The 24,941-nt window shown below is 56.9% G+C and carries 24 protein-coding genes and 1 riboswitch; of the genes, 11 read left to right on the forward strand and 13 right to left on the reverse strand.

Annotated features, from left to right (window positions below):
• Positions 1-63 precede the first annotated feature (63 nt).
• The 5 genes from Q7F15_RS04995 to Q7F15_RS05015 all read right to left on the reverse strand — a co-directional run bounded on the left by Q7F15_RS04995 (position 64) and on the right by Q7F15_RS05015 (position 6,456).
• A complete protein-coding gene (locus Q7F15_RS04995; RefSeq protein ID WP_304415191.1) occupies positions 64-381 on the reverse strand; it encodes a hypothetical protein in 318 nt (105 codons plus the stop codon).
• A 20-nt stretch (positions 382-401) separates the two neighbouring features.
• Positions 402-977 carry a zinc metalloprotease gene (locus Q7F15_RS05000; RefSeq protein ID WP_171567353.1) on the reverse strand — a complete coding sequence of 192 codons (576 nt, stop codon included), beginning with the start codon at positions 975-977 and terminating at the stop codon, positions 402-404.
• A gap of 570 nt (positions 978-1,547) precedes the next feature.
• A complete protein-coding gene (gene acnA, locus Q7F15_RS05005) occupies positions 1,548-4,277 on the reverse strand; it encodes an aconitate hydratase AcnA (protein ID WP_212133110.1) in 2,730 nt (909 codons plus the stop codon).
• 441 nt (positions 4,278-4,718) lie between these two features.
• Positions 4,719-5,744 carry a ThiF family adenylyltransferase gene (locus tag Q7F15_RS05010; protein ID WP_304415192.1) on the reverse strand — a complete coding sequence of 342 codons (1,026 nt, stop codon included), beginning with the start codon at positions 5,742-5,744 and terminating at the stop codon, positions 4,719-4,721.
• A gap of 4 nt (positions 5,745-5,748) precedes the next feature.
• Positions 5,749-6,456: a molybdenum cofactor biosynthesis protein gene (locus Q7F15_RS05015; RefSeq protein ID WP_171567351.1), complete on the reverse strand. Its 708-nt coding sequence runs from the start codon at positions 6,454-6,456 to the stop codon at positions 5,749-5,751.
• Positions 6,457-6,763: 307 nt separating this feature from the next.
• Between Q7F15_RS05015 and moaC the strand changes: the two genes are divergently transcribed.
• The 8 genes from moaC (at position 6,764) to Q7F15_RS05055 (ending at position 17,421) form a co-directional block, all read left to right on the forward strand.
• The gene (gene moaC, locus Q7F15_RS05020; protein ID WP_171567350.1) at positions 6,764-7,246 is read left to right on the forward strand and encodes a cyclic pyranopterin monophosphate synthase MoaC; all 483 of its coding nucleotides are present in this window, start codon (positions 6,764-6,766) and stop codon (positions 7,244-7,246) included.
• A 6-nt stretch (positions 7,247-7,252) separates the two neighbouring features.
• On the forward strand, positions 7,253-8,500 hold the full coding sequence (locus Q7F15_RS05025) for an MDR family MFS transporter (RefSeq protein WP_304415193.1): 1,248 nt from the start codon (positions 7,253-7,255) through the stop codon (positions 8,498-8,500).
• 311 nt (positions 8,501-8,811) lie between these two features.
• The gene (locus Q7F15_RS05030) at positions 8,812-9,273 is read left to right on the forward strand and encodes a MarR family winged helix-turn-helix transcriptional regulator (RefSeq protein ID WP_171567348.1); all 462 of its coding nucleotides are present in this window, start codon (positions 8,812-8,814) and stop codon (positions 9,271-9,273) included.
• Positions 9,270-12,410 (forward strand): efflux RND transporter permease subunit, encoded by a 3,141-nt coding sequence (locus Q7F15_RS05035; protein WP_304415194.1) that lies wholly within the window; start codon positions 9,270-9,272, stop codon positions 12,408-12,410. The genes Q7F15_RS05030 and Q7F15_RS05035 overlap by 4 nt, the downstream gene beginning before the upstream one ends.
• Positions 12,411-12,423: 13 nt before the next feature.
• The gene (locus tag Q7F15_RS05040) at positions 12,424-13,656 is read left to right on the forward strand and encodes an efflux RND transporter periplasmic adaptor subunit (RefSeq protein WP_171567346.1); all 1,233 of its coding nucleotides are present in this window, start codon (positions 12,424-12,426) and stop codon (positions 13,654-13,656) included.
• 166 nt (positions 13,657-13,822) lie between these two features.
• Positions 13,823-13,928: riboswitch (SAM riboswitch) on the forward strand.
• Positions 13,929-14,031: 103 nt separating this feature from the next.
• Entirely contained in the window at positions 14,032-15,213 is a 1,182-nt protein-coding gene (locus Q7F15_RS05045; RefSeq protein ID WP_304415195.1) for a pyridoxal phosphate-dependent aminotransferase, read from the forward strand.
• 334 nt (positions 15,214-15,547) lie between these two features.
• Positions 15,548-16,018, forward strand: coding sequence for a hypothetical protein (locus Q7F15_RS05050; protein WP_171567344.1), 471 nt, complete (start codon positions 15,548-15,550; stop codon positions 16,016-16,018).
• Between the two features lie 200 nt (positions 16,019-16,218).
• The gene (locus Q7F15_RS05055; protein WP_171567343.1) at positions 16,219-17,421 is read left to right on the forward strand and encodes an aminotransferase-like domain-containing protein; all 1,203 of its coding nucleotides are present in this window, start codon (positions 16,219-16,221) and stop codon (positions 17,419-17,421) included.
• A 106-nt stretch (positions 17,422-17,527) separates the two neighbouring features.
• Here the strand turns inward: Q7F15_RS05055 and Q7F15_RS05060 are convergent, their stop codons facing one another.
• Entirely contained in the window at positions 17,528-18,376 is an 849-nt protein-coding gene (locus Q7F15_RS05060; RefSeq protein ID WP_171567342.1) for a family 1 encapsulin nanocompartment shell protein, read from the reverse strand.
• Between the two features lie 48 nt (positions 18,377-18,424).
• Entirely contained in the window at positions 18,425-19,039 is a 615-nt protein-coding gene (locus Q7F15_RS05065; protein WP_171567341.1) for an IMEF encapsulin system ferritin-like cargo protein, read from the reverse strand.
• 252 nt (positions 19,040-19,291) lie between these two features.
• Here Q7F15_RS05065 and Q7F15_RS05070 point away from each other — a divergent pair, with 252 nt between their 5' ends.
• Both Q7F15_RS05070 and Q7F15_RS05075 read left to right on the forward strand, forming a co-directional pair.
• Positions 19,292-19,573 carry a DUF2325 domain-containing protein gene (locus tag Q7F15_RS05070; RefSeq protein ID WP_171567340.1) on the forward strand — a complete coding sequence of 94 codons (282 nt, stop codon included), beginning with the start codon at positions 19,292-19,294 and terminating at the stop codon, positions 19,571-19,573.
• A gap of 63 nt (positions 19,574-19,636) precedes the next feature.
• Complete coding sequence (locus Q7F15_RS05075; protein WP_171567339.1) at positions 19,637-19,783, forward strand: hypothetical protein; 147 nt, start codon at positions 19,637-19,639, stop codon at positions 19,781-19,783.
• A 72-nt stretch (positions 19,784-19,855) separates the two neighbouring features.
• Here the strand turns inward: Q7F15_RS05075 and Q7F15_RS05080 are convergent, their stop codons facing one another.
• The 4 genes from Q7F15_RS05080 to Q7F15_RS05095 form a co-directional block, all read right to left on the reverse strand.
• Positions 19,856-20,209 carry a S1C family serine protease gene (locus Q7F15_RS05080; protein ID WP_304415196.1) on the reverse strand — a complete coding sequence of 118 codons (354 nt, stop codon included), beginning with the start codon at positions 20,207-20,209 and terminating at the stop codon, positions 19,856-19,858.
• Entirely contained in the window at positions 20,149-21,603 is a 1,455-nt protein-coding gene (locus Q7F15_RS05085) for a recombinase family protein (RefSeq protein ID WP_304415197.1), read from the reverse strand. The genes Q7F15_RS05080 and Q7F15_RS05085 overlap by 61 nt, the downstream gene beginning before the upstream one ends.
• Positions 21,604-21,735: 132 nt before the next feature.
• Positions 21,736-22,056, reverse strand: a complete 321-nt coding sequence (locus Q7F15_RS05090; RefSeq protein ID WP_304415198.1) for a winged helix-turn-helix transcriptional regulator — start codon at positions 22,054-22,056, stop codon at positions 21,736-21,738.
• Positions 22,057-22,081: 25 nt separating this feature from the next.
• Positions 22,082-22,648, reverse strand: a complete 567-nt coding sequence (locus Q7F15_RS05095) for a S1C family serine protease (RefSeq protein WP_212133101.1) — start codon at positions 22,646-22,648, stop codon at positions 22,082-22,084.
• Between the two features lie 224 nt (positions 22,649-22,872).
• On the opposite strand from Q7F15_RS05095, the gene Q7F15_RS05100 reads away from it, so the two are divergent.
• On the forward strand, positions 22,873-23,409 hold the full coding sequence (locus Q7F15_RS05100) for a PadR family transcriptional regulator (RefSeq protein WP_171567336.1): 537 nt from the start codon (positions 22,873-22,875) through the stop codon (positions 23,407-23,409).
• Positions 23,410-23,509: 100 nt separating this feature from the next.
• Here Q7F15_RS05100 and Q7F15_RS05105 read toward each other — a convergent pair whose 3' ends face one another.
• A complete protein-coding gene (locus tag Q7F15_RS05105) occupies positions 23,510-24,622 on the reverse strand; it encodes an aminopeptidase (protein ID WP_171567335.1) in 1,113 nt (370 codons plus the stop codon).
• A gap of 169 nt (positions 24,623-24,791) precedes the next feature.
• A complete protein-coding gene (locus Q7F15_RS05110; protein ID WP_029098693.1) occupies positions 24,792-24,887 on the reverse strand; it encodes a YjcZ family sporulation protein in 96 nt (31 codons plus the stop codon).
• Positions 24,888-24,941 lie beyond the last annotated feature (54 nt).

Below are 24,941 nucleotides of genomic sequence, written 5' to 3' on the forward strand. Positions count from 1 at the left end.
CCGTTAATTACGAAGGGGATATATTCGCTATGGGTGGGTCATTTTCTTTCCGGCGAACCTGGGTCAATTATATCCCGGCGGTGACATCTCGACAGTTTCCCCTTCTTTAATCTCTTGATCGGTGAGGTTGTTATACAACTTGATAACCTGAACATCATAAACATGAAAAACGATTTCACCTACAACTTCTTTTCGATATTCTTTGGGTACTTTACCCTTTATGATTACTTTAGCATCTTTCACAATATCGTCTATCGATGAGAATGTTTTAGCCAATGCAACACTATGATTGCTTGCACTGTTCAGTTCTTTATAGGCTAATCCCGCTCCAACACCTGCAACCATTGCGGCTACAGTCACAGTCGTTATCATTTTTTTCACTGATAACACATCCTTTCAAATTATCGACCGTAGAGTTCGCGAATATTTTTCTTGTCGTAACTTGTTGGTCCGTCTATATCCCAGTCAAATACGTCTGCATAGTCCATAATAGAATCAATTTTTCTACTATCTATATGTGCAAGCCCAAGAACATGACCAAATTCATGGGTAATCATGTTAATAGTGTCATCCTCGTCCAGTTTGTCACATAAATATCGTACAATAACAACATCGGCTGATGCATATGGAGAACGGTTCTCTCTTCCTCTGTCATCATAGGGGATTGCGTAACCATAAGTGCCACTCCAGCCAAGATAATTATCTTCTGCTCTAGGTAGATGTTTTACTGCAACATAACCAGTTTCATCCGAATCAGCAGGTGAAAGATCAAAACTACTACTAATTCCATTCCATTTATCAACAGCAGTCCAAAGAACGCGAGAGTACTTTTTCTCTAAATTAATGTTTTCATAAATAATGTTTGAGATCTCCCACTTCCCCCCTAGGAAGTTTGCAAATGCACTAGTAGTAAAGAAAGAGAGTGAAGCAACAATCGTAAATAGACCAGCTGCAACTTTAACCCTTTTGCGCGACATAGAGTTTCCTCCTTCTAAAAATTTACATCAATTCAAATACACACCTAAAAACCAATAATTGTAAACAGAGGTATTTTGTTAAATGAATGTGATTAAGAACACTAGAACCTATGTGATGACGGATTTTTCAAAAGCTGGCGAAAGAGCTGAACTCTCCGGATGTGAAAAAATTTACCGAGAATAAGAATAACGGAGGGTTGTGCCGGCTTTCTAATGCCGTCCCTCAGCTGACGTACGAATCCGCTGATTTGGTCGTTTTTTGTTTTGCCCCGTCCAGCTGTGCACAAAAAAAGGCACTCCATCATGAAGAAGTGCCTGGGGCTGAAGACAATGTGCCTTTTTATCAAGAAGGTTCCAAAGCAACCGATCTACCATCGTTTCCAGGCAGGAAGGCCTGCACATTGATAAACCGAAGGTGGAGAAAAAGTATATGGCATGGAATGATGGGCCTCAATAGAGCGAGAGAGCCCGATCACCCATTCGCCACGGACTTTGTCTACACGCTGAAAATGAAAACAGGCAAGCATTCGCTTGCCTGTTTCATGCGGGTGCTGTAAGGAATGTTATTGGTTACGCCGTTACCGGTTTGCCTTCGTCCAGCAGTTGACGCAGGACGGTTTGCAGGATGCCGCCGTTGCGGTAGTAGTCGACATCCACCATCGAGTCGAGACGGACGATGACGTCGAACTCGAACTGGCTGCCATCCTGACGGGTTGCTTTCACTTTCAGGCGTTGGCCAGGCTGTACGTTGTCGTTCAGACCGACGATGTCAAACGTTTCCGTACCGTCGATGTTGAGCGACTTCCAGCTTTGGCCGTCGGCGAATTGCAGCGGGAGCACGCCCATGCCCACCAGGTTGGAGCGGTGGATGCGCTCGAAGCTTTCTGCGATGACCGCCTTGATGCCGAGCAGGAACGTACCTTTTGCGGCCCAGTCACGGGAAGAACCGGTACCGTACTCCTTGCCGGCCAGTACCACCAGCGGCGTGCCGTCTGCCTGGTACTTCATGGATGCATCATAGATGGACATGATTTCGCCGGTCGGCAGGTACTTGGTTACGCCGCCTTCGGTGCCCGGAGCGATTTGGTTGCGGATGCGGATGTTGGCAAACGTACCGCGCATCATCACGTCGTGGCTGCCGCGGCGAGCACCGTAGGAGTTGAAATCTTTGCGTTCCACGCCTTTGGACTGCAGGAACAGACCTGCCGGGCTGGTCGGCGAGATGTTGCCCGCCGGCGAGATGTGGTCGGTGGTGACGGAATCACCCAAGAGAGCCAGTGCGCGTGCGCCGGTGATCTCTTCGATGTGACCGACATCGCCGGTAAGGTCTTTGAAGAACGGCGGCTCCTGGATGTAGGTGGAGTTTACATCCCACTCGTACAGGTCGCCCTTCGGTGCGTCGATTTCGTTCCACGCTTGGTTTTGCGTAAACACGTTCGCGTATTGGGCGCGGAACAGTTCCGGATTCATCGCCTTGTTCATCGCTTCCGCCAGCTCTTGCGGCGTCGGCCAGATGTCTTTCAGGTAAACCGGCTGGCCGTCTTTGCCAGTGCCGATCGGATCTTTTGTCAGGTCGATGTCCACGGTGCCGGCCAGGGCGTACGCGATAACCAGCGGCGGGGAAGCGAGGTAGTTCGCTTTTACCTGCGCGTGGATGCGGCCTTCGAAGTTGCGGTTACCGGACAGAACAGCTGCCACGGTCAGGTCGTTGTCGGCGATTGCCTTGCTGGTTTCTTCCGGCAGCGGACCGGAGTTACCGATGCAGGTGGTGCAGCCGTAACCGACCACGTTGAAACCGATCGCGTTGAGCGAATCCATCAGGCCGGCGTCGATCAGGTACTGGGTTACGACGCGGGAACCCGGAGCCAGCGAGCTCTTTACGAACGGCGGTTTTTTCAGTCCTTTTTCCACAGCTTTTTTCGCCAGGATACCGGCGCCCAGCATTACGCTCGGGTTGGATGTATTGGTACAGGACGTGATGGCTGCGATGACGACGGAACCGGTTTTCAGAGTTGCCGTCTCGCCGTTCGGGTAGGTGACAGTTGCTTCTGCCTTGATCTTTTCTTCGGAGAGGCCGAAACCGCCTTTCTCGATCGGCGTGCGCAGGCTGTTGTTGAAGGATTCCTTCATGTTGGTCAGTTCGACGCGGTCTTGCGGACGCTTCGGACCAGCCAGGCTGGGCACGACGGTGGACAGATCCAGTTCCAGAGTCTCGGTGAAGACCGGATCCGGCGTGTCGTCGGTGCGGAACAGGCCTTGCGCTTTGGTGTAGGCTTCCACCAGGGCGATTTGCTCTTCACTGCGGCCGGTTTGACGCAGATAGTTGAGCGTTTCGGCGTCGACAGGGAAGAAGCCCATCGTTGCACCGTACTCAGGTGCCATGTTGGCAACGGTCGCGCGGTCTGCCAGCGAAATGTTGGACAGGCCAGGGCCGTAGAACTCAACGAATTTGCCGACCACGCCTTTTTTACGCAGCATTTGTGTAACAGTCAGCGCCAGGTCGGTTGCGGTTGCCCCTTCTTTCAGGGTGCCGGTCAGCTTGAAGCCGACAACTTCCGGAGTGACGAAGTAGAGCGGTTGGCCAAGCATGCCGGCTTCCGCCTCGATACCGCCAACACCCCAGCCCAGCACGCCCAGACCGTTGATCATGGTGGTGTGGGAGTCGGTGCCGACGAGGGAGTCCGGGAAGGCCACCAGTTCGCCGTTTACTTCGCGGGTTGCCACCACTGTTGCCAGGTACTCCAGGTTTACCTGGTGCACGATACCGGTTGCCGGCGGAACAGCGCGGAAGTTGTCAAACGCAGTTTGCGCCCAGCGCAGGAAGCGGTAGCGCTCCTGGTTGCGTTCGAATTCCAGCTTCATGTTGTTTTCCAGCGCCTTGTCGTTGCCGAAGTCGTCAACCATGACGGAGTGGTCAATAACCAGGTCAACCGGAACGAGCGGATTGATCCGTTTGGGATCGCCGCCGGCACGCTTCATCGCAATGCGCATCGCTGCCAGGTCGACGACGGCCGGTACACCCGTAAAGTCTTGCAGAACGATACGGGCCGGCATGAGCGGAACTTCCTTGTTTTCGTCGCGGCCTTTTGTCCAGTTGGCCAGTTGTTGCACGTGTTCCTTGGTGATGGCGCGGCCGTCAAATTGACGCACAGCCGCTTCCAGCAGCACTTTAATGGAGAACGGCAGCTTGGAAACTTCGCCGATTCCTTGCTCTTCCAAGCCTTGCAGGCGGTAGTATGCGTACGTCTTGCCGCCCACTTGCAGGGAAGACTTCACGTTGTAAGCATCGTGTTTAGCCAAAGTGCACAACCTCCCTTTTTTACTTGGAGTTTCATCTGATGAAACGCAGTTTCGTTTCTTCGATACGCCCCTATTATACTCGATTTGCTGCTCGGCTTCTACCCCAAAATTCATGATGGCTGCACAAAATCAGTGAAAAAAACATGGTGCAGCGTTATGCATACGTTCGAAGAAAGTTCCAGACTTACTATAACCCCATCAGGTAAATGTAATGCGCCATGAACTCCCTTGGCTGGGATTATTCTCCTCGGTCAGCCTGAAAAAAATGGCCGCCATCCGTATGACAGCGGCGGGGGAAGTTATGCAATCGCTTCCTTATTATTTTATGGTTCCGTTATACGGCTGCGGGCTGCCGACCACGAAAGCCGGCGATCCCTGCCGCGCAGTCATAAGCCAGCGGTGGCAGGTGGCAGCGAAAGGATGGCTGGTTTTCGCCGCCTTTTACGCACCGATGTACCGCGCATGCAGCGTCCGGGCCAGACTGATGTCGTCTGTACCCTGCACCAGCACGCGTCCGTCGGGGAAGACGACCAGCGTGTGCGGGTCGACGTGAAAGCGGAGGAGAAATCTGTTTCGCTCGATGTGCCCCAACGGCGCCAACCGTTCCGCCAGTTGGTCCAGATCGAGCTGCGCGTCGGCCGCAGGCGAAATCTGCACCGTGTTGCGACCGCACAAGGAGACAGCCTGTCCCTCCTGAGTGTCCGGCATCAGACAGGTAAACTGACGCTGTCCGCAGGTCGGGCAGTCGGCTCGCCGCCCGTTTTGTACGCGGATCTGCTGGTGACGGTTGGCCCAGATGTCGAAGTGCTCCAGATGGGGATTGAGCGCTTCCTGATCGTCCACCAGCAGTTTCAACGCCTCCGTCGCCTGGTAAGAGGCGACGATGTGAATGATCGGACCGATTACGCCGGCCGTGTCGCAGGTTGGCATTTCCCCCGGATTGGGCGCTTCCGGAAAGAGGCAGCGCAGGCAGGGGGTAATCCCCGGCCGGATGGCCGTAAACGTGCCGGTGGCGCTGACCGCTCCGCCGTACACCCAGGGAATGCCGTGCTTGACGCAGACGTCATTGATCAGATAGCGAACCTGAAAGTTGTCTGTGGCGTCCAGCACGAGCTGGACGTCGGGCAACAGCTTTTCCGCATTGTGAGCCGTCAGGTCGGCCACCACCGGCTCGACTGTCACTTCCGAATTAATCTTCGTCAGCTTGGCGTGGGCGGCTATCGCCTTGGGCAGGTGCTGGCGGGCGTCGTCTTCGTCGTACAACATCTGCCGCTGCAGGTTGCTCGGCTCCACAAAGTCGCGGTCAATCAGGCGGACAAAACCGACCCCGGCCCGGACCATATGGTTGGCCAGCACCGTTCCCAGCGCGCCCATGCCGACGATCGCCACGCGGCTGCGGAGAAGCCGTTCCTGACCGGTCCGGCCAATCGGAGGAAACAGGATTTGCCGGGAGTATCGCGTGTTCACAACTCTATCTCCTTTCTGACTCGTCAGGAAGCGCCAGCGGGTTCCACGGTCCCTGCTGGTGCCCTTTCCACTCGCTGCCGTCTTCCCAGACTTCCTTTTTCCAGATGGGAACAATCTGTTTCAGCCGTTCGATCGCGTACCGTCCCGCTTCAAACGCTTCGCTGCGGTGCGGCGTGGCGACGGCGGCGACGACGGCAATCTCCTCGATTTGCAGGTCGCCGATGCGGTGATGCATGGCCAGTTCCGCTCCCGGCCAGCGCTCGGCCACTTCTTTGGCAATTTGCTTCATCTTTTCTACGGCCATCGGTTCGTACGCCTCGTAGGTGAGGGAGACGGTCCGCTGTCCGTTGGTAAATTCGCGAACGGTTCCGACAAAGGTAAGCACAGCCCCGGCTCGGGGATTGGAGACGAGCCGGACCAGTTTGTCCGCGCTGAGCGGCTCCGTCGTTACGGCAAAGCGCGGCTCTTCGCCGCCGCTCACCGGGGGAAGAATCGCCACTTCGTCGCCTGGTGCCAGCGCCTTGTCCGGTTCGGCATATTCCTGGTTGACGGAGACAAAGCAGCTCCCCAACAGCGGCGCCAGCGCATGATACTGCTCTCCGACTGCCTGCAGCAGGTCGCGGACGAGAGCTCCTTCCGCTACGCTCACTTGAATCTCCCGCTTACCGGCCCTCTCGGCGAGGCCGGCAAACAACAGCACGCGTATTTGCATCGATGCACTCCTCATTTCCCGGTTTTGAACAACCTGACGCCGGGTATCTTTGTACAGGGGAAGCGGCGGCAGGTTGAATGGCTTTCTACCGGAAACGATAACACACCAAAGCGGATACTGTCTAATGAGTGTAACGCTTTGCGCAGTTTCTGCATTGATTTTACAGAGCGCCAGCGGTAAGGTTAGAGGTGATGAGAGATACGACGGGCGACATTCGTCCACCTGGCCCAGGCGGCTTGGACCGGCAGGGTGGACGGCAATACGCCCATTTCCCTCCAAGGGGGGATCAATCGAGGAGGAGCGCAGCATGAGCGATACATTAACCCATTTTAATGACCAGCAGCGCGCCCGCATGGTGGACATCTCCGACAAAAAGGAGACTCGGCGGGAAGCGGTGGCGAAGAGCAGAATTACGATGAAACCGGAGACGCTCGACCGCATCCGGCAAGGGCGCGTGTCCAAGGGAGACGTGCTCGCGGTGGCCCAGGTGGCCGGCGTGATGGCCGCGAAAAAGACGTGGGAGCTGATTCCGATGTGCCATCCGCTGCCGCTGACCGGCGTCGACATCAGCTTTGCCTTTGTCGCCCCCGACACGCTGGAGGTAGAGGCGACAGTCAAAACCACCGGCAAGACGGGGGTGGAGATGGAAGCGCTGACCGCCGTCAGTGCAGCCGCTCTCACTGTCTACGACATGTGCAAGGCGATGGACAAGGGGATGGTTATCGGCCCCACCTGCCTGATGAGCAAAACGGGCGGAAAAAGCGGAGATTATCATCGGATTGAGGAGTAACCAGACATGAGCGGAATATGGAACATGTATGCGCGCAGCATACGGGTTCTCGCCGTCGTTGCCGCCATGACTTCCACGGGCATGGCGTGCATATGGCCGCTGGTCACCATTTACATCCACGATTACCTGGGCCAACCGCTCACCGTAGCCGGACTATTGCTGCTGTTGAACCAGGGAGCCAACCTCGTGGGGAGTGTGGCAGGCGGCATTCTTTTTGACCGCTGGGGACACAGGCGGACGTTTGCGGTCGGTTCTGTCGGCGCGATCGCTGTTTCTGTCGCGCTTGGCTTGACGACCGACTTCACCGCCTACACCGTGCTGCTGTTATTGAACGGATTTTTCTTTGGCACGATCTTTCCTGTACTGAATGCACTGGCTGTCCGCCTCTGGCCGGAAGGCGGGCGCAGAGGGCTGAACGTGATTTACGTCGCGCTCAACATCGGGGTGGCCGTCGGTTCGGCCTTGTGCGGCGTTTTGGCCAGCGTGTCGTTCGCCTGGACGTTTTTCGGAAACGCGATTGCGCAGGCTGTGACGCTGGCGATGTTTCTTAGGTGCCTGCCGCAGCATTTGGCGGATCAACCAAATGAACAGGTTCACGCGGCGGAATCGGCCGAGACAGAGGCGAAGCAGGCTGCGGCGGGAACAAACCATCGGCCGGTTGCCTGGGGGGCGCTCGCCGTGCTCTGCAGCGGCTTGTTGGTCTGCTGGATCGTCTACGTGCAGTGGACGACGGTGCTTTCCGCCTACATGCAGACGCTGGGCATTTCGCTTCGGCAGTACAGTCTGCTCTGGACGCTGAACGGAGCGCTCATCTTGTTTGGCCAACCGCTGATCTCCTGGATCATCAACAGCTTCGCCCGGACGTTGAAAGCGCAGCTGCTGCTCGGCGGGTACGTGTTTGCACTGTCGATGCTCATCCTCTCGCAATCGACAGCCTACGCCGGATTTGTTGCGGCCATGTTTGTGATGACGATCGGCGAAATGCTGGTGTGGCCGGCTGTCCCCACCATCGCTGCCGATCTGGCCCCGGCCGGCCGGGAAGGGATGGTCCAGGGCATTGTCAGCGGTATCGCCTCTGCTGGAAGGATGGCGGGACCGCTCGTGGGGGCGATGGCCTTCGAGGCGCTCGCTCCGCAAGGGATGCTTTACCTGATGGCGGTCTTGGCACTGGTGGCGGTAGGCTGTTTTGCCGCGTACAGCTCGTTCGTCAAGCGGACGGAGACGCAGCCGGCGGTAAGCGTGCCGGAGAAATGAGCCGGGGGAGAGGCCTTTGTCTCCGACTCCGGATGTGAAGCAAATGAAATAGATAAAATGAAATAGGTAATAGGGTCTAATAACATACGCTTTTACGGCAGCGTCCCTCTCGTGCGAGGGGCGTTTATTCATGGTAGACATGGATTACCCCAGTTCATATTGAGTTCATAAACGCGTGGCATGGTAAGGGGTGAGCCGTGTTGGAGGGTGGTCTGTTGAAAAAATGATACATTTTACCACGAAAATTTCTTGATGCGAAATATGTCCTGTGTCATAATGTTTCGTGACGCGAAATAACAGAGGTGTGGCCTATGAATCCTATGAGGCGCATGTCGAAGCAGTTGATCCAGATGAACAAGGTCTACCTGGACGTCATCGCCCAGGAATTGACCCAATGCGGATTGACCATTCCGCAGATGTTCGTCCTGGGTCCCGTAATAGAGGCGCCCAGGACTATTGGGGAAATCAGCCGGCTGATCGACCTCTCCTACAGCACAGTATCCGGCATCGTCGACCGGCTCGAACGGGACGGCTATGTCAAACGGGTGCGGGACGAAAAAGATCGGCGCATCGTCTGGGTGGAACTTGCCGACACCCCGGAAGCGATCACGCAACGGATTCCCTTTATGCAGGGCGGCTACTTTGACAAGCTGTTCGACGGCATGTCCAGTCAAGAGGTGGAAGATGTGTGCCGATCGCTGACGATCTTGACACACTATTTGGAAAAACGGCAACAATCGTTTCCGAAAAAGGGAGGTAGCTGTACACGATGAATCTTTCCCGCTTCTCCATTCAACGCCCCGTTACCATCCTGATGATGACGGTGGCCCTGCTCATCTTCGGCTTCGTCTCCCTGCCCAAGCTGGCGGTTGAGCTGTATCCGGAGCTGAATCTGCCGGTGGCGGTGGTCGTCACCACCGTCGAGGGCGGCACGCCTGCCGAAGTGGAAAAGCTGGTGACCCGTCCCATCGAGGAAGCATTGGGAACGGTGCCCAACGTAGACAAAATCATGTCCAACTCCATAGAAGGGGCCTCCCAGGTCATCCTGCAGTTCAACTGGGGAACAAACATGGACCAGGCAACGTTGGACATGCGTGACAAGGTGGACTTGATCCGCGGAATCCTGCCGGACAACGCCAAGTCCCCCCGCATTCTGAAATTGGACCCCAACAGTCAACCAATCATGACCTTTTCCCTGACCGGGGAAGAAGACATCGTCAAGCTGAAGGCGATCGCCGAAGACACGATCAAACCGCATTTGGAGCGGATTGACGGTGTTGCCTCCGTCGGCGTCTCCGGCGGCCAGGAGAAGATCGTCGAGGTCGTGCTCGACCCGAACCGGCTGGCCGCTTACGGGATCGGCATTGACCAGATCCAGCAGGCTTTGATGGCTACCAACGTGTCCGGTTCGTCCGGTGTGATTCGCCAAGGCGACACCAAGCTGAGCATCCGGGTCGATGGCGAATACGATACCGTTACCGACATTGGCGAGACGCCGATTCATGTGCAGAACGGCAGCATCGCGCTGAAAAACCTGGCGACGGTCAACGAGACGTACAAAGACGTGACGCAGAAGGCGTACATGAATGGAATGCCCAGCGTCGGCCTGACCATTACCAAAGCCTCGGGCGGTAATACGATTGAAGTGGCAGACGCGGTAAACCGGGAGTTGGAGGCGCTGAAACAGATGCTGCCTCCCAACGTCAAGCTGACCACGATTCTCGACTCGTCCACGTTTATCAAGGATTCCATCTACACGGTCGGAGAGCACGCGCTCTTGGGCGGGGTGTTCTCGATCATCATCCTGTTCCTGTTTTTGAACAGCTTCCGTTCCATGTTGATCGTCTCCATCGTGATTCCGATCTCCGTGGTGGCGACCTTCTGCCTGATGTACTTTACCGGACAGACGATCAACATGATCTCGCTTGCCGGGTTGACCCTGGGGCTGGGTTCCCTGGTAGACTTCGCGGTCGTGATTCTGGAAAACATTTTCCGCTATCGGGAGCAGGGCAAGGGCATGATGGAAGCGGCCCGACTCGGTTCCAGGGAAGTGGGCACGGCGGTGATGGCCTCCGCGCTGGCGCAAATCGCCGTATTTGCTCCGATCGTATTTGTCGAAGGGCTGGCTTCCGAGCTGTTTGGCCCGCTGGCGCTGACGGTCGTCTACTCGCACATCGCCGCGCTCTTGGCTTCGCTGACGCTGGTACCGATGCTTAGTTCCCGCTGGCTGAAACGAGTGCCGCACACCGAGGGAGAGGTGGTGGCCAACTACCGGGGCCTCAATCCGGTGATGTGGTTCAACAAAGGATTTAACAAAATCGCGCGCGGCTATGGCCGTCTGCTGAAGTGGGCGCTTGGTCACCGCAAGACCGTGTTTGCCCTGACGATCGCCTTGTTTGTCGGCGCAATTGCCCTCACCGGCGGAGTCGGCGCGGAATTTATTCCGAAGATGGACCAGGGACAGATTTCCATCTCCATTAAATTGCCGAACGGCACCATGCTGCAGGAGACGGAAAAAGTGGTCGCCGAAGTGGAACAGCGCGTAAAAGATCTGCCGGAAATGGAGCAGCTGTACACCTCGATCGGCTCCTCCGGCGGCCCGGCGCTCATCGCCAGCGCCATGTCCAACCAGGCGCAGCTGCAAATCAAGCTGGTGCCCAAGGACCAGCGCTCCGTCAGCACCGAGCAGGTGACGGAACAACTGCGCGAACGGCTGGCCGACATCTCGGGGGCGGAGATTGAGGTAACGGAATTGGACCAGTCGGGCGGCCCGATGGGGGCACCGCTGGAAGTGAGCTTGCGCGGGGATAACCTCGACGTGCTGGAAGACATCAGCTCGATCATCGCCGGCGAGATCAAACAGGTGCCGGGCACGCGCAACGTCACCACCTCGCTGGAAGAGACGCGCCAGGAAGTGCAGGTGCTGGTCGATCCGCAAAAGGCGAGCCTGTACGGGCTGACCACCAGTCAGGTCCTGTCCAACGTGCGCACGGCGTTTGACGGCATGACGGTCACCACCTACCAGACGGGGGATGACCAGATTGACGTGAAGATCATGCTGCCCAAGTCGTATCAGGACGACATCAGCTACCTGCAACAGCTCCGCATCCCGACGGCGAGCGGCGCGCAGGTCGCCCTCTCGTCTGTCGCCGAGATCGTCAAAAAGGACGTGCCGCAGCTGATCAAACGCTCCAATCAGTCGCGGGAAGTAACGATCAGCAGCGAAATCGTCGGACGCGACCTGAACTCGGTTTCCAATGACGTGATGGCCAGGCTGAACGCCCTGTCACTGCCGGACGGTTACACGCTGGAATTCGGCGGTCAGAGCAAGGAGATGGCCGAGTCGTTCGGCAGCCTGGGACTGGCGATCATTCTGTCGATCGTGCTGGTCTACATGGTGATGGCCAGCCAGTTTGAATCCCTGTTTACACCGTTTGTCATCATGTTCTCCATCCCGCCGACGTTCATCGGCGTGGTCGTGGGCCTGCTTACGACCGGCTATCCGCTGAGCGTTCCGGCGCTGATCGGGTACATCCTGCTCATCGGGATTGTCGTCAACAACGCGATCGTCTTGATCGACTACGTCAACCAATTGCGCAAACGGGGCGTGGAGCGGAACGAGGCCATCCTCCAGGCGGGTCCGATCCGTCTGCGTCCGATTCTGATGACGTCACTTGCGACGATTCTGGCGATCATGCCGCTTGCCTTTGGCGGCGGGGAAGGGAACGAATCGATGGCGCCCATGGCTGTCGTCGTCATCTTCGGTCTCAGTTTCTCCACACTGATCACGCTTGTGCTGATTCCGGTCGTCTACACCTGGTTTGACGATCTGGGGCAAAAGTGGCGCAATCGCAAAGAAAAACGCAAGCAGAAAAAAGCGGCCGGCCAGGAAATGCCGACGTTGGGATAGGAGGCTACACGGTATGAAGATGAACAAGGGAAGTCTTGGGCTGCTGCTGGCCTTGGCAGTTGCCCTGGCAGGTTGTACGGCTCCGGATGCGGCCACGCAGCAGACGCAAACGGATAACAAGCCGGTGCCGGTACAAGTCGATACAGTGAAAAAAGGAAGCGTGTCGACGCGCGCGGGGGTAACCGGGAAACTGGCCCCCAACAAGGAAGTCACCTTGGCTCCAAAAGTGGGCGGCAAGATTGTGCAGCTGAACGTAAAACTGGGGCAGTATGTCAAACAGGGACAGGTGCTTTTCAGCCTGGAGAAAACGGATCTGGAGAATGCAGTGCAGCAGGCGCAGGCGGCGTACGATCTCGCCGTAGCCAACCTGAAGCAGAGTAATGCCGCCTCCGACCAGGGGCTGCAGCAGGCGAAAAACGGTCTGGTGCAGGCCGAGCAGGCGCTGCGGGACGCGGAACGCGACTACCAGCGCATGTCTGACCTGTTCAAACAGGGAGCGGTGTCACCGCAGCAATTGGAACAGGCACAGGCGGCCCTCACCAATGCGAAGACGGCGTATGCCAACGCCAAGGAAGCGCTGGAGATGGCTGAAAAGCAGACGGGAGTGGCCGTCACTCAGGCATCCGTGGAACAGGCCCGCATCTCGCTGCAAAACGCGCGTGAACAGTTGGCCAACGCGACGGTGACCGCCCCGATCTCCGGCTTCGTCTCCGCCGTCAACGGCCAGGTAGGGGAAATGGCTTCGCCGCAAGCGCCAGTGGTCACCATCGTGGATACCGATCCGCTAATCGTCAAGGCAAACCTCTCCGAAGAGGAAGTAACGTCAGTGAAAAAAGGGGACAAGGTGAAGATTCAAATCTCTGCCATCTCCAAGGAGCTGGACGGCACGGTGAGCGCGATCAGTCCCGTGATGGATCAGACGCTGCGCGCGTATCCGGTGGAAATTGCCCTGGCCAAGCAGGACGCTTCGCTAAAGGCGGACATGGTCGTCAGCATCCAGTTTGCGCATCAGCAAACCAACAGCATGCTGGTGGTGCCGCTCAAGGCCGTCTTTGACGAGAACGGCAAGCGGTTCGTCTACAAGCTGGAGGGAGACACGGCGAAAAAAGTGGAAGTGCAGACCGGGATCGAATCCAGCGATCTGGTGGAGGTAAAGGCAGGGCTGAAAGAAGGCGAGCAAATCGTCGTGCGCGGACAGACGCTGCTGAAAGACGGCGCCAAGGTAAACGTCCAGCCGACATCTTGACACTGTTCGCTTGCTCAAGTAGTATGAAAGAGATATCCAACCAGCACAGTCGGAATGCTGCGGCGGCCCTGCAGGGACGTCGCTGCGGGGGGCGACACGGTCGCTGACCCGCCGGATGCTGCTGGGATGGAACGAGACTGCAAACGAAACTGAATAGCATGCAATCACCTTATCAAGAGAGGCGGAGGGACTGGCCCGATGAAGCCCGGCAGCGGATCTGCCTGTGCAGATGCTGTGCCAATTCCAGCAGGAGCATTCCTGACAGATAAGAACGTGGAGATGTCGATCTGCCCCTTTTTCTGTACAGGAAAAGGGGCTTTTTGCTTAGCCGCCGACGTCTGCACGATTTACCCGAGGGAAAGGAACGAGAGACTGATGCGCATCCAACCGTCCGCCATGATTGACCGTCTGCCGACGCAGTTTTTTGCCTCGCTGGTGGCGAAAGTGAACAAGGCCATCGCCGCCGGCCATGACGTAATCAACTTGGGGCAGGGCAACCCCGATCTGCCGACGCCGCCGCACATTGTCGAGGAACTGCAGGTACATGCTGCCCGTCCGGTTCACCACAAGTACCCGCCGTTCAGCGGTCGTGTGGAACTGAAACGGGCTGTCGCCCACTGGTACAAGCAGGAGTTTGACGTCGATCTGGACCCGGAAGAGGAAGTGGCCATCCTGTTCGGCAGCAAGACCGGACTGGTGGAAATCTGCCAGGTATTGCTCAATCCGGGCGATGTGGCTCTGGTGCCGGACCCCGGCTATCCCGATTACTGGTCGGGAGTGGCCATCGCCGACGGGCGGATGGTGATGATGCCGCTGCGCGCCGCGAACGGTTTCCTGCCGGACTACGGCGAGCTGGCCCGAGAGGATCTGGACAAAGCCAAGCTGATGTTCCTGAACTACCCCAACAACCCGACCGCGGTCAATGCGCCGTACGAATTTTTCGAAGAGACGGTCCGCTTCGCCCGCAAGCACGAAATCGTCGTCTGTCACGACTTCGCCTACGGAGCGATCAGCTTCGACGGCAAGAAGCCGGTCAGCTTCCTGCAGGTGCCGGGAGCCAAAGAAGTGGGCGTGGAATTTTACACGCTGTCCAAAACGTACAACATGGCCGGCTGGCGCGTCGGCGCGATGGTCGGCAACCGGGAACTGGTCCGGCTGATCAACCTGATCCAGGACCACTACTTCTGCAGCCTGTTCGGCGCCATCCAGATGGCGGCGGTCCGGGCGCTGACCGATTCCCAGCAGTGTGTCCGCGAGTTGGTGGCCGTCTACGAAAGCCGGCGCAACGCGCTGTTTTCCAACCTGCACCGCATCGGCTGGGAGGCGGCACCGTCGCAGGGCTCGTTTTTCACCTGGCTGCCGGTGCCGAAAGGGTTTACCTCTGCCGAATTTGCCGACTTGCTGTTGGAAAAAGCCCATGTCGCTGTCGCACCGGGCGTAGGTTTCGGCCCCACCGGCGAAGGGTACGTGCGCGCAGCGCTTTTGGCCAGCGAAGAGCGGCTGGCGGAAGCAGTGGCGCGGATTGAGCGTTTGGGTATTTTCTCCCCGTGCAACTAGCAATATATCGTTCATGTGATTGAGAACTGACCGCCAGTGTGTTCGCAAAACGCCCTGGCGGTTTGATTTTTGGGAAGCGAGGCGGAGGCCGGGGCAGTGCCGCGTCCGGGATGGGCCCCGCCCAAAATAGGCGAGTGCCGCATAGTCCAAAACCGGGCGGGCGAATACTATAAAAAAGCGCGGCGGGCGCGATCACGAATGACGCGCCCATGCAAAAAAATCCATTCTCAGTAAAAATCATTCTCAGCATTGACAGATAATGATTTTCATTATACGATGGGTGTGGTAATGATAATTGATCTCAATGATCACGTTTGTTCGGCAGGAGGGTATCATGCGCTACCAGATCAACGGATATACGGACATGTATACGGTCATCTCCAATGAGCGCAAGATAGGCGGCGCCGTAGAAGCGGGTCTGATTCGCCTGCGGTCCGGCGAGGAGTTTGCCAACGCCGTGCTCACACGGTTGGAGATGTCCGGCGCACAGTTTTGCTCGCTCGGTTTTGTCACGGAGGAGGGCAAGCGGCTCATTGTCCATATCAATGACATCAGCATGATCGCCGACGCGGTGCACGTAAACGTGTGTGACCTGCGCAACGAGGTGATGCGCGCGGAGAAGATGGCGGAGCGGCTTAAGCGCTTGAAGCGGCTGTGCCAGTTGAACGAAGGAAGCTGCACGCCGACGTTCCGTGAAGAAGCGCTGTTGCTTGCTGAAGACATTGGCTTCGATGTGGCGCGCGAACACGTCGATCTGTCATTCCTGCCGCAGACGGAAAATGCCCGGGTGGTTCGCATCGCATAGGGAACCCGAACCCTGAACCCTGGCGCGCGATACAAACGAACACGATCCAGAGAATGAGACGGGAAGCGGTTTACGCTTCCTTTTTTGCTTGTCCAAGAGAACAATAGCCAAAACCTATTCCGTCTATAGCAAGCATAGATTGGACTTCTCCCGGCGTGAGTGATACAACAAGGATAAACTCAATCAAGGGGGAACGGAACATGGAGTACGCTTTTTCACAATCGGTTGGCGCACTGAGCTCCTCGGCCGTGCGGGAAATTCTGAAATTGACGCAGGGGACCCCGGTGCTGTCGCTGGCTGGCGGACTGCCGGCAGAGGAGTTTTTTCCGCTCGAAGAAATGAAGGCTGCATTTGACCGCGCGCTCAGTCAAGGGCCGAAATCGCTGCAATACGGTCTGACGGACGGGTACCTGCCGCTGCGCGAGTGGGTGGCATCCCGGATGAAACAAAAGAACATGAACGTGGGCGTGGAAAACATGCTGCTTACCACCGGCTCCCAGCAGGCCGTCGACTTGCTCTGTCGCGTCTATCTGGACGAAGGCGACGTCGTGCTGGTAGAAAACCCCACCTATTTGGCTGCTCTGCAGCTGTTTCAGTTCCGCGGCATTCGCGCTATTCCGGTGGAGGGGGACGACGAGGGCATGGACATGGAGGATCTGGCCCGCAAGATCGCCCAGTACCGTCCCAAAATGGCCTATGTGATTCCCACGTTTGCCAACCCGACCGGCAAGGTATGGAGTCTGGAACGGCGTCTTGGCCTTTTGCGCCAGTGCCGCGACAACAACATCCTGATCCTGGAAGACGACCCGTACGGCGAGATTCAGTTTGACGGGGAGGCGCCGTATCCGACCATCTTCTCGCTGGATCAGCACCCCGAAGGTTCGGCGGTCGTCTACACCAGCACCTTTTCGAAAACGGTGGCGCCGGCGCTGCGGATCGGCTGGGCGATCGGAGACGCTCAGGTGATCCAGACGATGGTCAGAGCGAAACAGGCCGTCGACCTGCACTCCAGTTCCATTGACCAGATTGCGCTGCATCAACTGCTGTCCCGCTTCGATCTGGACGCCCACATCAGCAAGATCCGTGCCGCCTACCAGGAGCGGATGGAATGGATGCACCAACTGCTGGCCAGCAAGAATTGGAGCGGCATTACCTGGAACAAGCCGCGGGGAGGCATGTTCCTCTGGGTGAAGCTGCCGGAACACATCCATTCGGAAAAACTGCTCGCGCAGGCCGTGCGGGAAGGCGTCGCGTTCGTACCAGGCATCCCGTTTTACGCAGCCGAGCCGCAGGTGAACACGATGCGGCTCAACTACACCCTGTTGAACAGGGAAGATACCAAGCTGGCCATCGACCGGCTGGACAGCGCCATTGCCGCCTACACCGCCGTCGTGACGCAGTAGGCAGCAGACCGTGCAACAGCAGCTGAAAAGACGTGATTCTCATACGAAAGAAGAGTCCTCTGTGATGAGGACTCTTCTTGTTTTCGGCGGAAGTGCCTCCCCGTACTTATTCCTCCGTTTCTTCCAGCGTGCAGATGGCGCTCGGCCGCTTGATGCGGAGCACGACGCACTCGTAAACGCGGAAGAAGCTGTTCATTTGCTCGTCGCCGAGGAACGCGGTGTCGAAGTCTTCGGCGATTGCCAGGTCCAGATTGTGCCGGCCGGTGGCAACCAGCACGCCGGTGCGTCCCTTGATGGTGGGGGATTGGTACACCCCGTCGGTCACCAGATTGCGAATGTGCTCGATTTCCAGGACGTTGGTCCCCTTGTGGACGCGATGCAGCAGCGAGTACAGTTCCGGAGAGACGACCAGCGCGTACGGGCCGCTGTGTCCCATCTTCAACAGCTTGTTGCGGGCCTCGACGATGTCAGCAAATGCGTTGCCGGATTCCATCCAGTCGCTTTTCAAGTGGGTGAGGCGCCCCTTGACGTTCATCAGGCCGGGCAGATCAAACTCCTTGGAGCCGTTGAAAATCAGGTCGTCTTCCATCAGAGCGCATCCTGCGGCCGCATTGGCTGCGGCGCTCATGTCCAGCGGCATCCCCAGGGTGCGGGCCTGGGCGACGTCGCGCCAGTACAGCACGAAGTCTTTGTACAGGATCGGGATGGTCAGGCTGACCCGTCGGCTCGGCTGGGTCAGCTCCAGGGATTCGCCGCGCAGGCTTAAGCCCCCGAAGCGGGATTCCTCGTAAATGTCGTTGGTAATCGTCTGGATGCCTTCGCCAAGCGGTCCGTAGATATCGATAAAGCGGCGTCCGACCAGTTGGCGGCGGGCCATCTCGACGACGGTCTCGTCCAATTGGTGCCACTCGTCTTTCGTCAAGGGAGAGTCGGGAAACTTGCGGAGCTTGTCCATCGTTGCTACCTCCAATTCGTTCAAAAATGATGAAGAAGAAACGGCCCTTTACAACCCCTTCAAACTGCCGACGGTCAATCCTTTTTTGGCTGCCGGGGCGGAAACGGCATGTGCGGCTCCCGGTGCTTTTCCGGCGTGTGCTGAACCGATTTGGGCCGCGGAAGCCTGCAGGTGATCCACCTGGTGAATGTCGTGCCCCTCGTCATGGTCGGTCAGGTCAGGACGGCGGTCGTCGTCGGAAAAGCGTTCGCTCAGCGCGGCAATGATCTCCTTGACGCGGAGGTAATCTTCCTGGGTCGCTTCGCGCATGCTGCTCAGGACACTGCGCGTCTCCTCGTCCTGAAACTCGTACAGGGAGAGTTCCAGGTGTTCGCGGAAGTTGTGCAGGCCGAACCGTTCCAGATTTATGTCGGAAAGCAGGCGGGAAAACTCCCGATCGCTCAGTTGTTTCGCCTTGTCCCCGTCGATGAGGGAGTCGAGGTAGGGAATCAGCTCGTTCAGGCGGCCGAGGCGCTGTTCTTCTTCCTCCAAGATGTGGTGATAGTACAGGCGGGTGTGTTCATCCTGCGCCGCGTCGATAATCGGCTGGATGATGCCCATGAAGCGCTCGATAAAGCCGCTGGTGCGGGTAAATATGGCGTGCAGTTGTGACATCTCTTGCACCCAACGCTACCTCCTCACTGGTAAGTGTCTCTTCATTATATCATATCGCTGGAAAAAGGCACCGGGCAAGAACAATGCAGGATCGGTCTTAGTATTTCTGCTGACACAAAAATGTTACCTCGGAGAGTATTGTCAAAGCTAATTGGGAATGATAATATTTATCAATAATAGTGAGATTCATTATCAATTAGAAAACAAGCGAGACACAACATACAACGATTCAGCAAACCATTCAAGTAGGAGGGAATTACCATGTCGTCCATTCTCGTCATCGGCGGTGACCGCCTGGGCAATATCGTTGATTTTTTGCAAAATCAAGGATTTACCGAGATTCATCACGTGACCGGCCGGAAAAGCTCGCAAACCGGCGTGAAAATCCCGACCGGCGTCCACATGATTTTGGTGCTGACCGACTTCGTCAACCACAATCTGGCCAAGACGGTGAAAAATCAGGCAAAAGACCGGGAACTGCCGATTGTGTTCTGCAAACGTTCTTGTGCAGCCATTGCCAAGGCTCTTCTGCACGTGGCGTAAATACATAACCTCCTGAGTGGGCAGACTACATTTCGAGTCTGACAACAAACGGAGGAATGGCACGTGAAACAGAATCGGCTCGACGAACTGCCGATTGCCCGCTTGACAGAGGCCCAGCTTCAGCAGTTGAAGCAGGCGGAACAACAGATCAATGAACAGGGCAGCGGCGTGTATTTGATTGCCTTTGAAAAACAAGCCCCGTCACGGTAGACGGGGTTTTTTGTTGGGGGCGAGAGCCGGTGCGGCAAGTCAGCATCACCTGCGAGGCGGGAGGGGCTTAGCTTAGGTGAACACGAACTGTGCCAACCGCTCCTTCAGCGCGTCAATGCCGATGGCAAATCCGAGACATTGACTGGATTGAATAATGAACGCGTTTAGTCCGATCACTTCTCCGTTCAGATTGATCAGCGGACCGCCGCTGTTACCGGGGTTGATCGCCGCGTCTGTCTGAAAAATATCCTCGTACATCCGCCTGGCCACCTGCAGGCGCCGGTTTTTGGCACTGATGATGCCGGCCGTGACGGAGTTTTCCAGACCGAGCGGGGAACCGTCTGCTCCCGTAGGGGCAAACTGCCTCAGCGAAACGCGAGCAGCGTGAGGCGCACGGCCAGACCGGAGCCGGACGCTGACGGACACGTATCCGCTTCCAGACGGCGGAGCAGAATGTCGGCCAACTGCCGGCGCTCTTCCCGCGTGGCACTCTCCCAGATGGAGGACCAATCAGCCAGCATTTCCTGCCACTCGTCCGAAACGGCCGCAAGAGGGCGGCACTGCGCTGCGGCCAGCGCCTCCTGTTCCGCCTGTTTTAGCTCTCCCAGCTTGGCGCGGTACTCTCCCAGTGTGATGAGCCCTTCGGCATAGGCGTCTTCCCAGCGTTTCCGCCTTTGCCGGCATTTTTTCAGCAGCGCTTCAGCTGCCGCCATTTCCGTTTGAGCTGCCCCGGACGCGACAGCTTCGCGGCAGGCCGCACGCAGTTCCTCCCCGTAGCGGTGGAGGTGGCTGATCACTTCCCGGGCCAGCCGATCTTCGCGGATCGCGGCGGCCTGACACCCGCCCTTCTGCCTGTTTTTGCACAGGTAATAGTAGTGCGTGTAGCGTTTACCGTTGGGTTTTTTGGTCCGGGCCGTTTTGCCGCGCATCGGTGAGCCGCAGCGGGAGCAGTACAGGAGGCCGGAAAAGATGAACGGCGAAGAGAGGACCCGGGGGTGATGAGACCGCCGCTCCGCAAGCCGCTGTTGGACGGCTGCAAACGTAGAGGCATCGACGATGGCCGGATGTGCCCGTTCGACGAGCATCCACTTTTCCGGCCGGTTGAGCCGCTGGCCGCCTTCCGCGTAGTTCCACCGCAGGGCTCCGTAGTATACCGGATTTTTCAACAGGCGGGTCACCGCACCGGGGCTCCAGCGGGCACCGTGTTTACCGCGAAAGCCCTCATGGTTGGCCCATTCGGCAATCTGCCGGGGTGTCCATCCGGCCAGAAAATGCCGGAACATGCCGCGCACTGCCTCTCCCTCTGTCGGATGCACCACCAGCCGGCCGTCCTGCCATTCATAACCGTAGGGCGGGGGGCCGCCCGGCCGTTTTCGCTCCCGCACCATCTGCTCCATCCCCAGCTTCACTCGCTCCGCCAGGTTTTCCCGCTCCCATTGGGCCAGAGCCGCCACCAGCGTGATGAACAGCCGGCCGATTGCCGTCGTCGTGTCGTAGACTTCCGTGCAGCTTTTGAAGCGGACGCCGTACCGTTCAAACTGGCTCAGCAGCCGGTACAGATCCAGGACGGAGCGGGTCAGGCGGTCCAGCCGGTACACCAACACCACGTCGATCCGCCCCAGCCGCACGTCTGCCAGCATCCGCTGCAGCGCAGGCCGGCGCGTATCCTTGGCACTCTCGCCTTCGTCGGCGTAGATGTCCGCCAAGGTCCAGCCCTGGGAGCGAATGTAGGCGAGCAGCCGCTCCCGCTGGGCGGCCACGGAAAATCCCTCCTTGGCCTGTTCTTCCGTACTGACGCGAATGTAGACAGCCGTTCGCATCGAACCACCTTCCCTCATCGCGGATGGTAGAGTCTACAGCAGGGAAGCGGTGCATATGCCTGGACAGCCAAAAAAGCCCCGCCGACGTTCCTGGCGGGACTTTAGCGGGGCGCGGACAGCCGGTGCAGCCGACTATATCCACTTCTGGCCCCAAGCGTGAATCGATTCGATCACGGGGCGCAGATCTTTTCCTTTTTCCGTCAGATGGTATTCAATGCGGACGGGAGTTTCCGGAAACACCTTGCGTTCCAGAATGCCCAGTTCCTCCAGTTCTTTCAATCGTTCCGACAGCATTTTATCGCTCATGTGCGGCACCATTTCGCGGATGTCCTTGAAACGGACAGCCCCGAGCAGCAGCACATGGATGATCAGTCCGGTCCATCTCTTGCCGAGAATGTTCATGGCCCCTTCGTACTTCGGGCACATTTGCTCGCCAGCAAATTCTTGACCCACGTCGGTGTCACCTCTGCGAAACAGCTTATTGTGTTGTCCTTAATTGTAACATACATACTTGAGAAAGGTAAGTTGCATTCACTCCCAAGCGGCACTCGCCATTTAGTCCTCGGTTTGCCGCTATGGCGGCAGGCGGGGAACCAATGCTGATGACCCATTCGCCCACCTTCGTGTCGGCTGAACTGCCCAGCCGCAGCGGGGTCAGCTTGCAATCCGCGTCGATCTTGATAACAGCGTAGTCGCGAACGCGGTCGGTCAGCACCCGTTGTGCTTCAAACACCTTCCCGTTGTACAGTTTGACGTAGATGGTCCGCGATTTTCCTATCACGTGCTCACTGGTGAGAATGTATCCTTTGGGATGAAATATAAAACCGGAGCCGTAACTCCGCTCGGAGGGAAGTGGCGACTCGTCGGTGATCAGACTGCGGATCAGCGATTCCATTTTGTGCCCGTGGGGCGTATCCTCGGTCACAATGGAGACGACGCCTGCCTTGACGCGCTCCACAATCGGCACGAAAAAGTTGAGAGGATGCAAACTGCTGCTCACAGGGTACTTGACTTTGGTGTAATGGGACCATTTTTTACTTTTCACGGTATCTCCCCCCACAGCAGATAGGTATGTATCATCTTATGGCACAGCAGGGAGGAAGGGACGCCCAAATATTTACGAGATGGATATATCAATAATTTTAATTGATATAATAAAGAAATAGGATTGGTATAATCATAATAAAGGTCTTATAATACTTATATAGAATATTTCGAACATATAGCGCATTCGACAGTGCAGACAGCGTGTTGGAGGGATGTAGAGAGATGGATGTCAAAACAATTATTCTCGGGTTTTTGAGTTACACAGAGATGAGTGGGTACGATATCAAACAGGCGTTTTCCAACAGCATCGGCTTTTTCTATGACGCCAGCTTCGGTGCCATTTACCCGGCGCTCCGCAAGCTGGAGGACGAAGGATACGTAACCAAACGGGAAGTCATCCAGTCGGGCAAGCCGAACAAGATCCTCTACAGCATCACGGAGGCCGGTCGGGAGGCGTTTCGCAAGGAGATGCTGACCCCGATACTGCCGCCGGTGCTGCGGTCCGACATGCTGGTCAAAATCTTTTTCGGCAAGAGCCGCACGCCAGAGGAGCAAAGGGAACTGATGCAGGACTGTCTGGAGATGCAGCGGGACTTGCTCAAGCACACAAGACACTCGTACCAGGATCTGCAGCAGCACCTTGACGAGTACCAGCGATTCTGCTGGGAGTACACGATCCACCACCTGGAGACGACGATTGCGTTTTTGGAACAACACATGCCGGCTCTGCTGAAACAACAGACCGCCTGTCCCCTGTAGGGAACGGACGAGACTGTCCGGGCCGCAGCGAATTAAGAGAGCAGATAAAAAAGCGAAGGGATTTTGCGTCCCTTCGCTTTTTTGTGCGGCGATTGCATCGTTACTTCAGATTTTCCGGATTGAGGCATTCCAACTCCGGAACGACAAAGCGGCCGTCTTTGCGAATCAAGCGGTCGTCAAACCAGATTTCGCCGCCGCCCCACTCCGGACGCTGGATGCAGACCAGGTCCCAGTGGATGGACGACCTGTTGCCGTTGAACGCTTCATCGTAGGCTTGACCGGGTGTGAAGTGGAAGCTGCCGTCGATTTTTTCGTCAAACAGGATGTCTTTCATCGGGTTCTGGATGTACGGGTTGACCCCGATGGCAAATTCCCCGATGTAGCGCGCACCTTCGTCCGTATCGAACACTTCGTTGATCCGTTTGGTATCGTTGGCGGTCGCGTCGATGATTTTGCCGTCCTTGAAGGTCAGCTTGATGTTGTCAAACGTGAAGCCCTGGTACGGCGACGGCGTGTTGTAGCTGATGACGCCGTTGACGGAGTCGCGGACGGGAGCGGTGAACACTTCGCCATCCGGGATGTTGGACTGTCCGGAGCACTTGATCGCCGGAATGCCTTTGATGGAAAAGGTCAGATCGGTGCCCGGGCCGGTGATGCGCACTTTGTCCGTCTTTTCCATCAGCTCGACGAGGCTGTCCATTGCCTTGTCCATTTTGCCGTAATCCAGAGTGCAGACCTTGAAATAGAAGTCTTCGAAAGCATCGGTGCTCATGTTGGCCAACTGGGCCATGGACGCATTGGGGTAGCGCAGCACGACCCACTTGGTCTCCGGCACGCGCACGTCCAGTACGGGACGCAGCAGGAGCTTGTTGTAGAGCTGCATCTTGTCCCCCGGTACGTCGGACAGCTCGCTGATGTTGTCGCTGCCGCGAATGCCGATGTAGCAGTCCATTTGCTTCATGAAGGAAACTTCTGCATCGCGCATCACGCCCAACTGCGTCTCATTTGCGCCAAGCAGCAGTTCCCGTTGGATCGCTTGGTCGATCAACTGCACGTACGGGTTGCCGCCCGCCTCGTACACCTTGCGGATGACGGCGCGAACCAGTTCGCTTACCTCGCCGATCGCATAGATGAGAACGTTTTCATCGCGCTGGACGCGCGTCGAGTAGTTCACCAGCACATCGGCCAGTTTTTCGATACGGGGATCTTTCATTGCACAGACGTACCTCACTTTCCATTGCACTAGTATGTATTGTAAATATTGTACACAAATCGACGAGAAAAAAGCTACCCGTGGTCAGGGTAGCGTGCGTATGAAACGCGCTGTGCAGGATTCGGTGCTAATGTATATGCTATGATTGGCGCAGATGTGCGCTGCCGTTTTAATTGTCGCAGGAACAACCAACGATCACCAGCAGGATGAACAGGATCAACACCAGAGTGAAATCGTCCAGGTCGCCGTTAAAGATGCTGCTCATCAAACATCCTCCTTTTGTTTGTTAAGCCTCTTGTGCTTACACCCATAACATATG

Origin of the sequence: Brevibacillus aydinogluensis (assembly GCF_961514395.1) — a bacterium.
Classification (GTDB): Bacteria; Bacillota; Bacilli; order Brevibacillales; family Brevibacillaceae; genus Brevibacillus; species Brevibacillus aydinogluensis.

What these genes read in the sequence shown, in the direction of transcription:
- Q7F15_RS05055 (WP_171567343.1), top strand. Translation starts at nt 16,219, where the DNA reads ATGGAGTACGCTTTTTCACAATCGGTTGGCGCACTGAGCTCCTCGGCC.
- Q7F15_RS05050 (WP_171567344.1), top strand. Translation starts at nt 15,548, where the DNA reads ATGCGCTACCAGATCAACGGATATACGGACATGTATACGGTCATCTCC.
- Q7F15_RS05040 (WP_171567346.1), top strand. Translation starts at nt 12,424, where the DNA reads ATGAAGATGAACAAGGGAAGTCTTGGGCTGCTGCTGGCCTTGGCAGTT.
- moaC (WP_171567350.1), top strand. Translation starts at nt 6,764, where the DNA reads ATGAGCGATACATTAACCCATTTTAATGACCAGCAGCGCGCCCGCATG.
- Q7F15_RS05025 (WP_304415193.1), top strand. Translation starts at nt 7,253, where the DNA reads ATGAGCGGAATATGGAACATGTATGCGCGCAGCATACGGGTTCTCGCC.
- Q7F15_RS05030 (WP_171567348.1), top strand. Translation starts at nt 8,812, where the DNA reads ATGAATCCTATGAGGCGCATGTCGAAGCAGTTGATCCAGATGAACAAG.
- Q7F15_RS05045 (WP_304415195.1), top strand. Translation starts at nt 14,032, where the DNA reads ATGCGCATCCAACCGTCCGCCATGATTGACCGTCTGCCGACGCAGTTT.
- Q7F15_RS05035 (WP_304415194.1), top strand. Translation starts at nt 9,270, where the DNA reads ATGAATCTTTCCCGCTTCTCCATTCAACGCCCCGTTACCATCCTGATG.
- Q7F15_RS05110 (WP_029098693.1), bottom strand. Translation starts at nt 24,887, where the DNA reads ATGAGCAGCATCTTTAACGGCGACCTGGACGATTTCACTCTGGTGTTG.
- Q7F15_RS05070 (WP_171567340.1), top strand. Translation starts at nt 19,292, where the DNA reads ATGTCGTCCATTCTCGTCATCGGCGGTGACCGCCTGGGCAATATCGTT.
- Q7F15_RS05085 (WP_304415197.1), bottom strand. Translation starts at nt 21,603, where the DNA reads ATGCGAACGGCTGTCTACATTCGCGTCAGTACGGAAGAACAGGCCAAG.
- Q7F15_RS05000 (WP_171567353.1), bottom strand. Translation starts at nt 977, where the DNA reads ATGTCGCGCAAAAGGGTTAAAGTTGCAGCTGGTCTATTTACGATTGTT.
- Q7F15_RS05105 (WP_171567335.1), bottom strand. Translation starts at nt 24,622, where the DNA reads ATGAAAGATCCCCGTATCGAAAAACTGGCCGATGTGCTGGTGAACTAC.
- Q7F15_RS05015 (WP_171567351.1), bottom strand. Translation starts at nt 6,456, where the DNA reads ATGCAAATACGCGTGCTGTTGTTTGCCGGCCTCGCCGAGAGGGCCGGT.
- Q7F15_RS05100 (WP_171567336.1), top strand. Translation starts at nt 22,873, where the DNA reads ATGGATGTCAAAACAATTATTCTCGGGTTTTTGAGTTACACAGAGATG.
- Q7F15_RS05060 (WP_171567342.1), bottom strand. Translation starts at nt 18,376, where the DNA reads ATGGACAAGCTCCGCAAGTTTCCCGACTCTCCCTTGACGAAAGACGAG.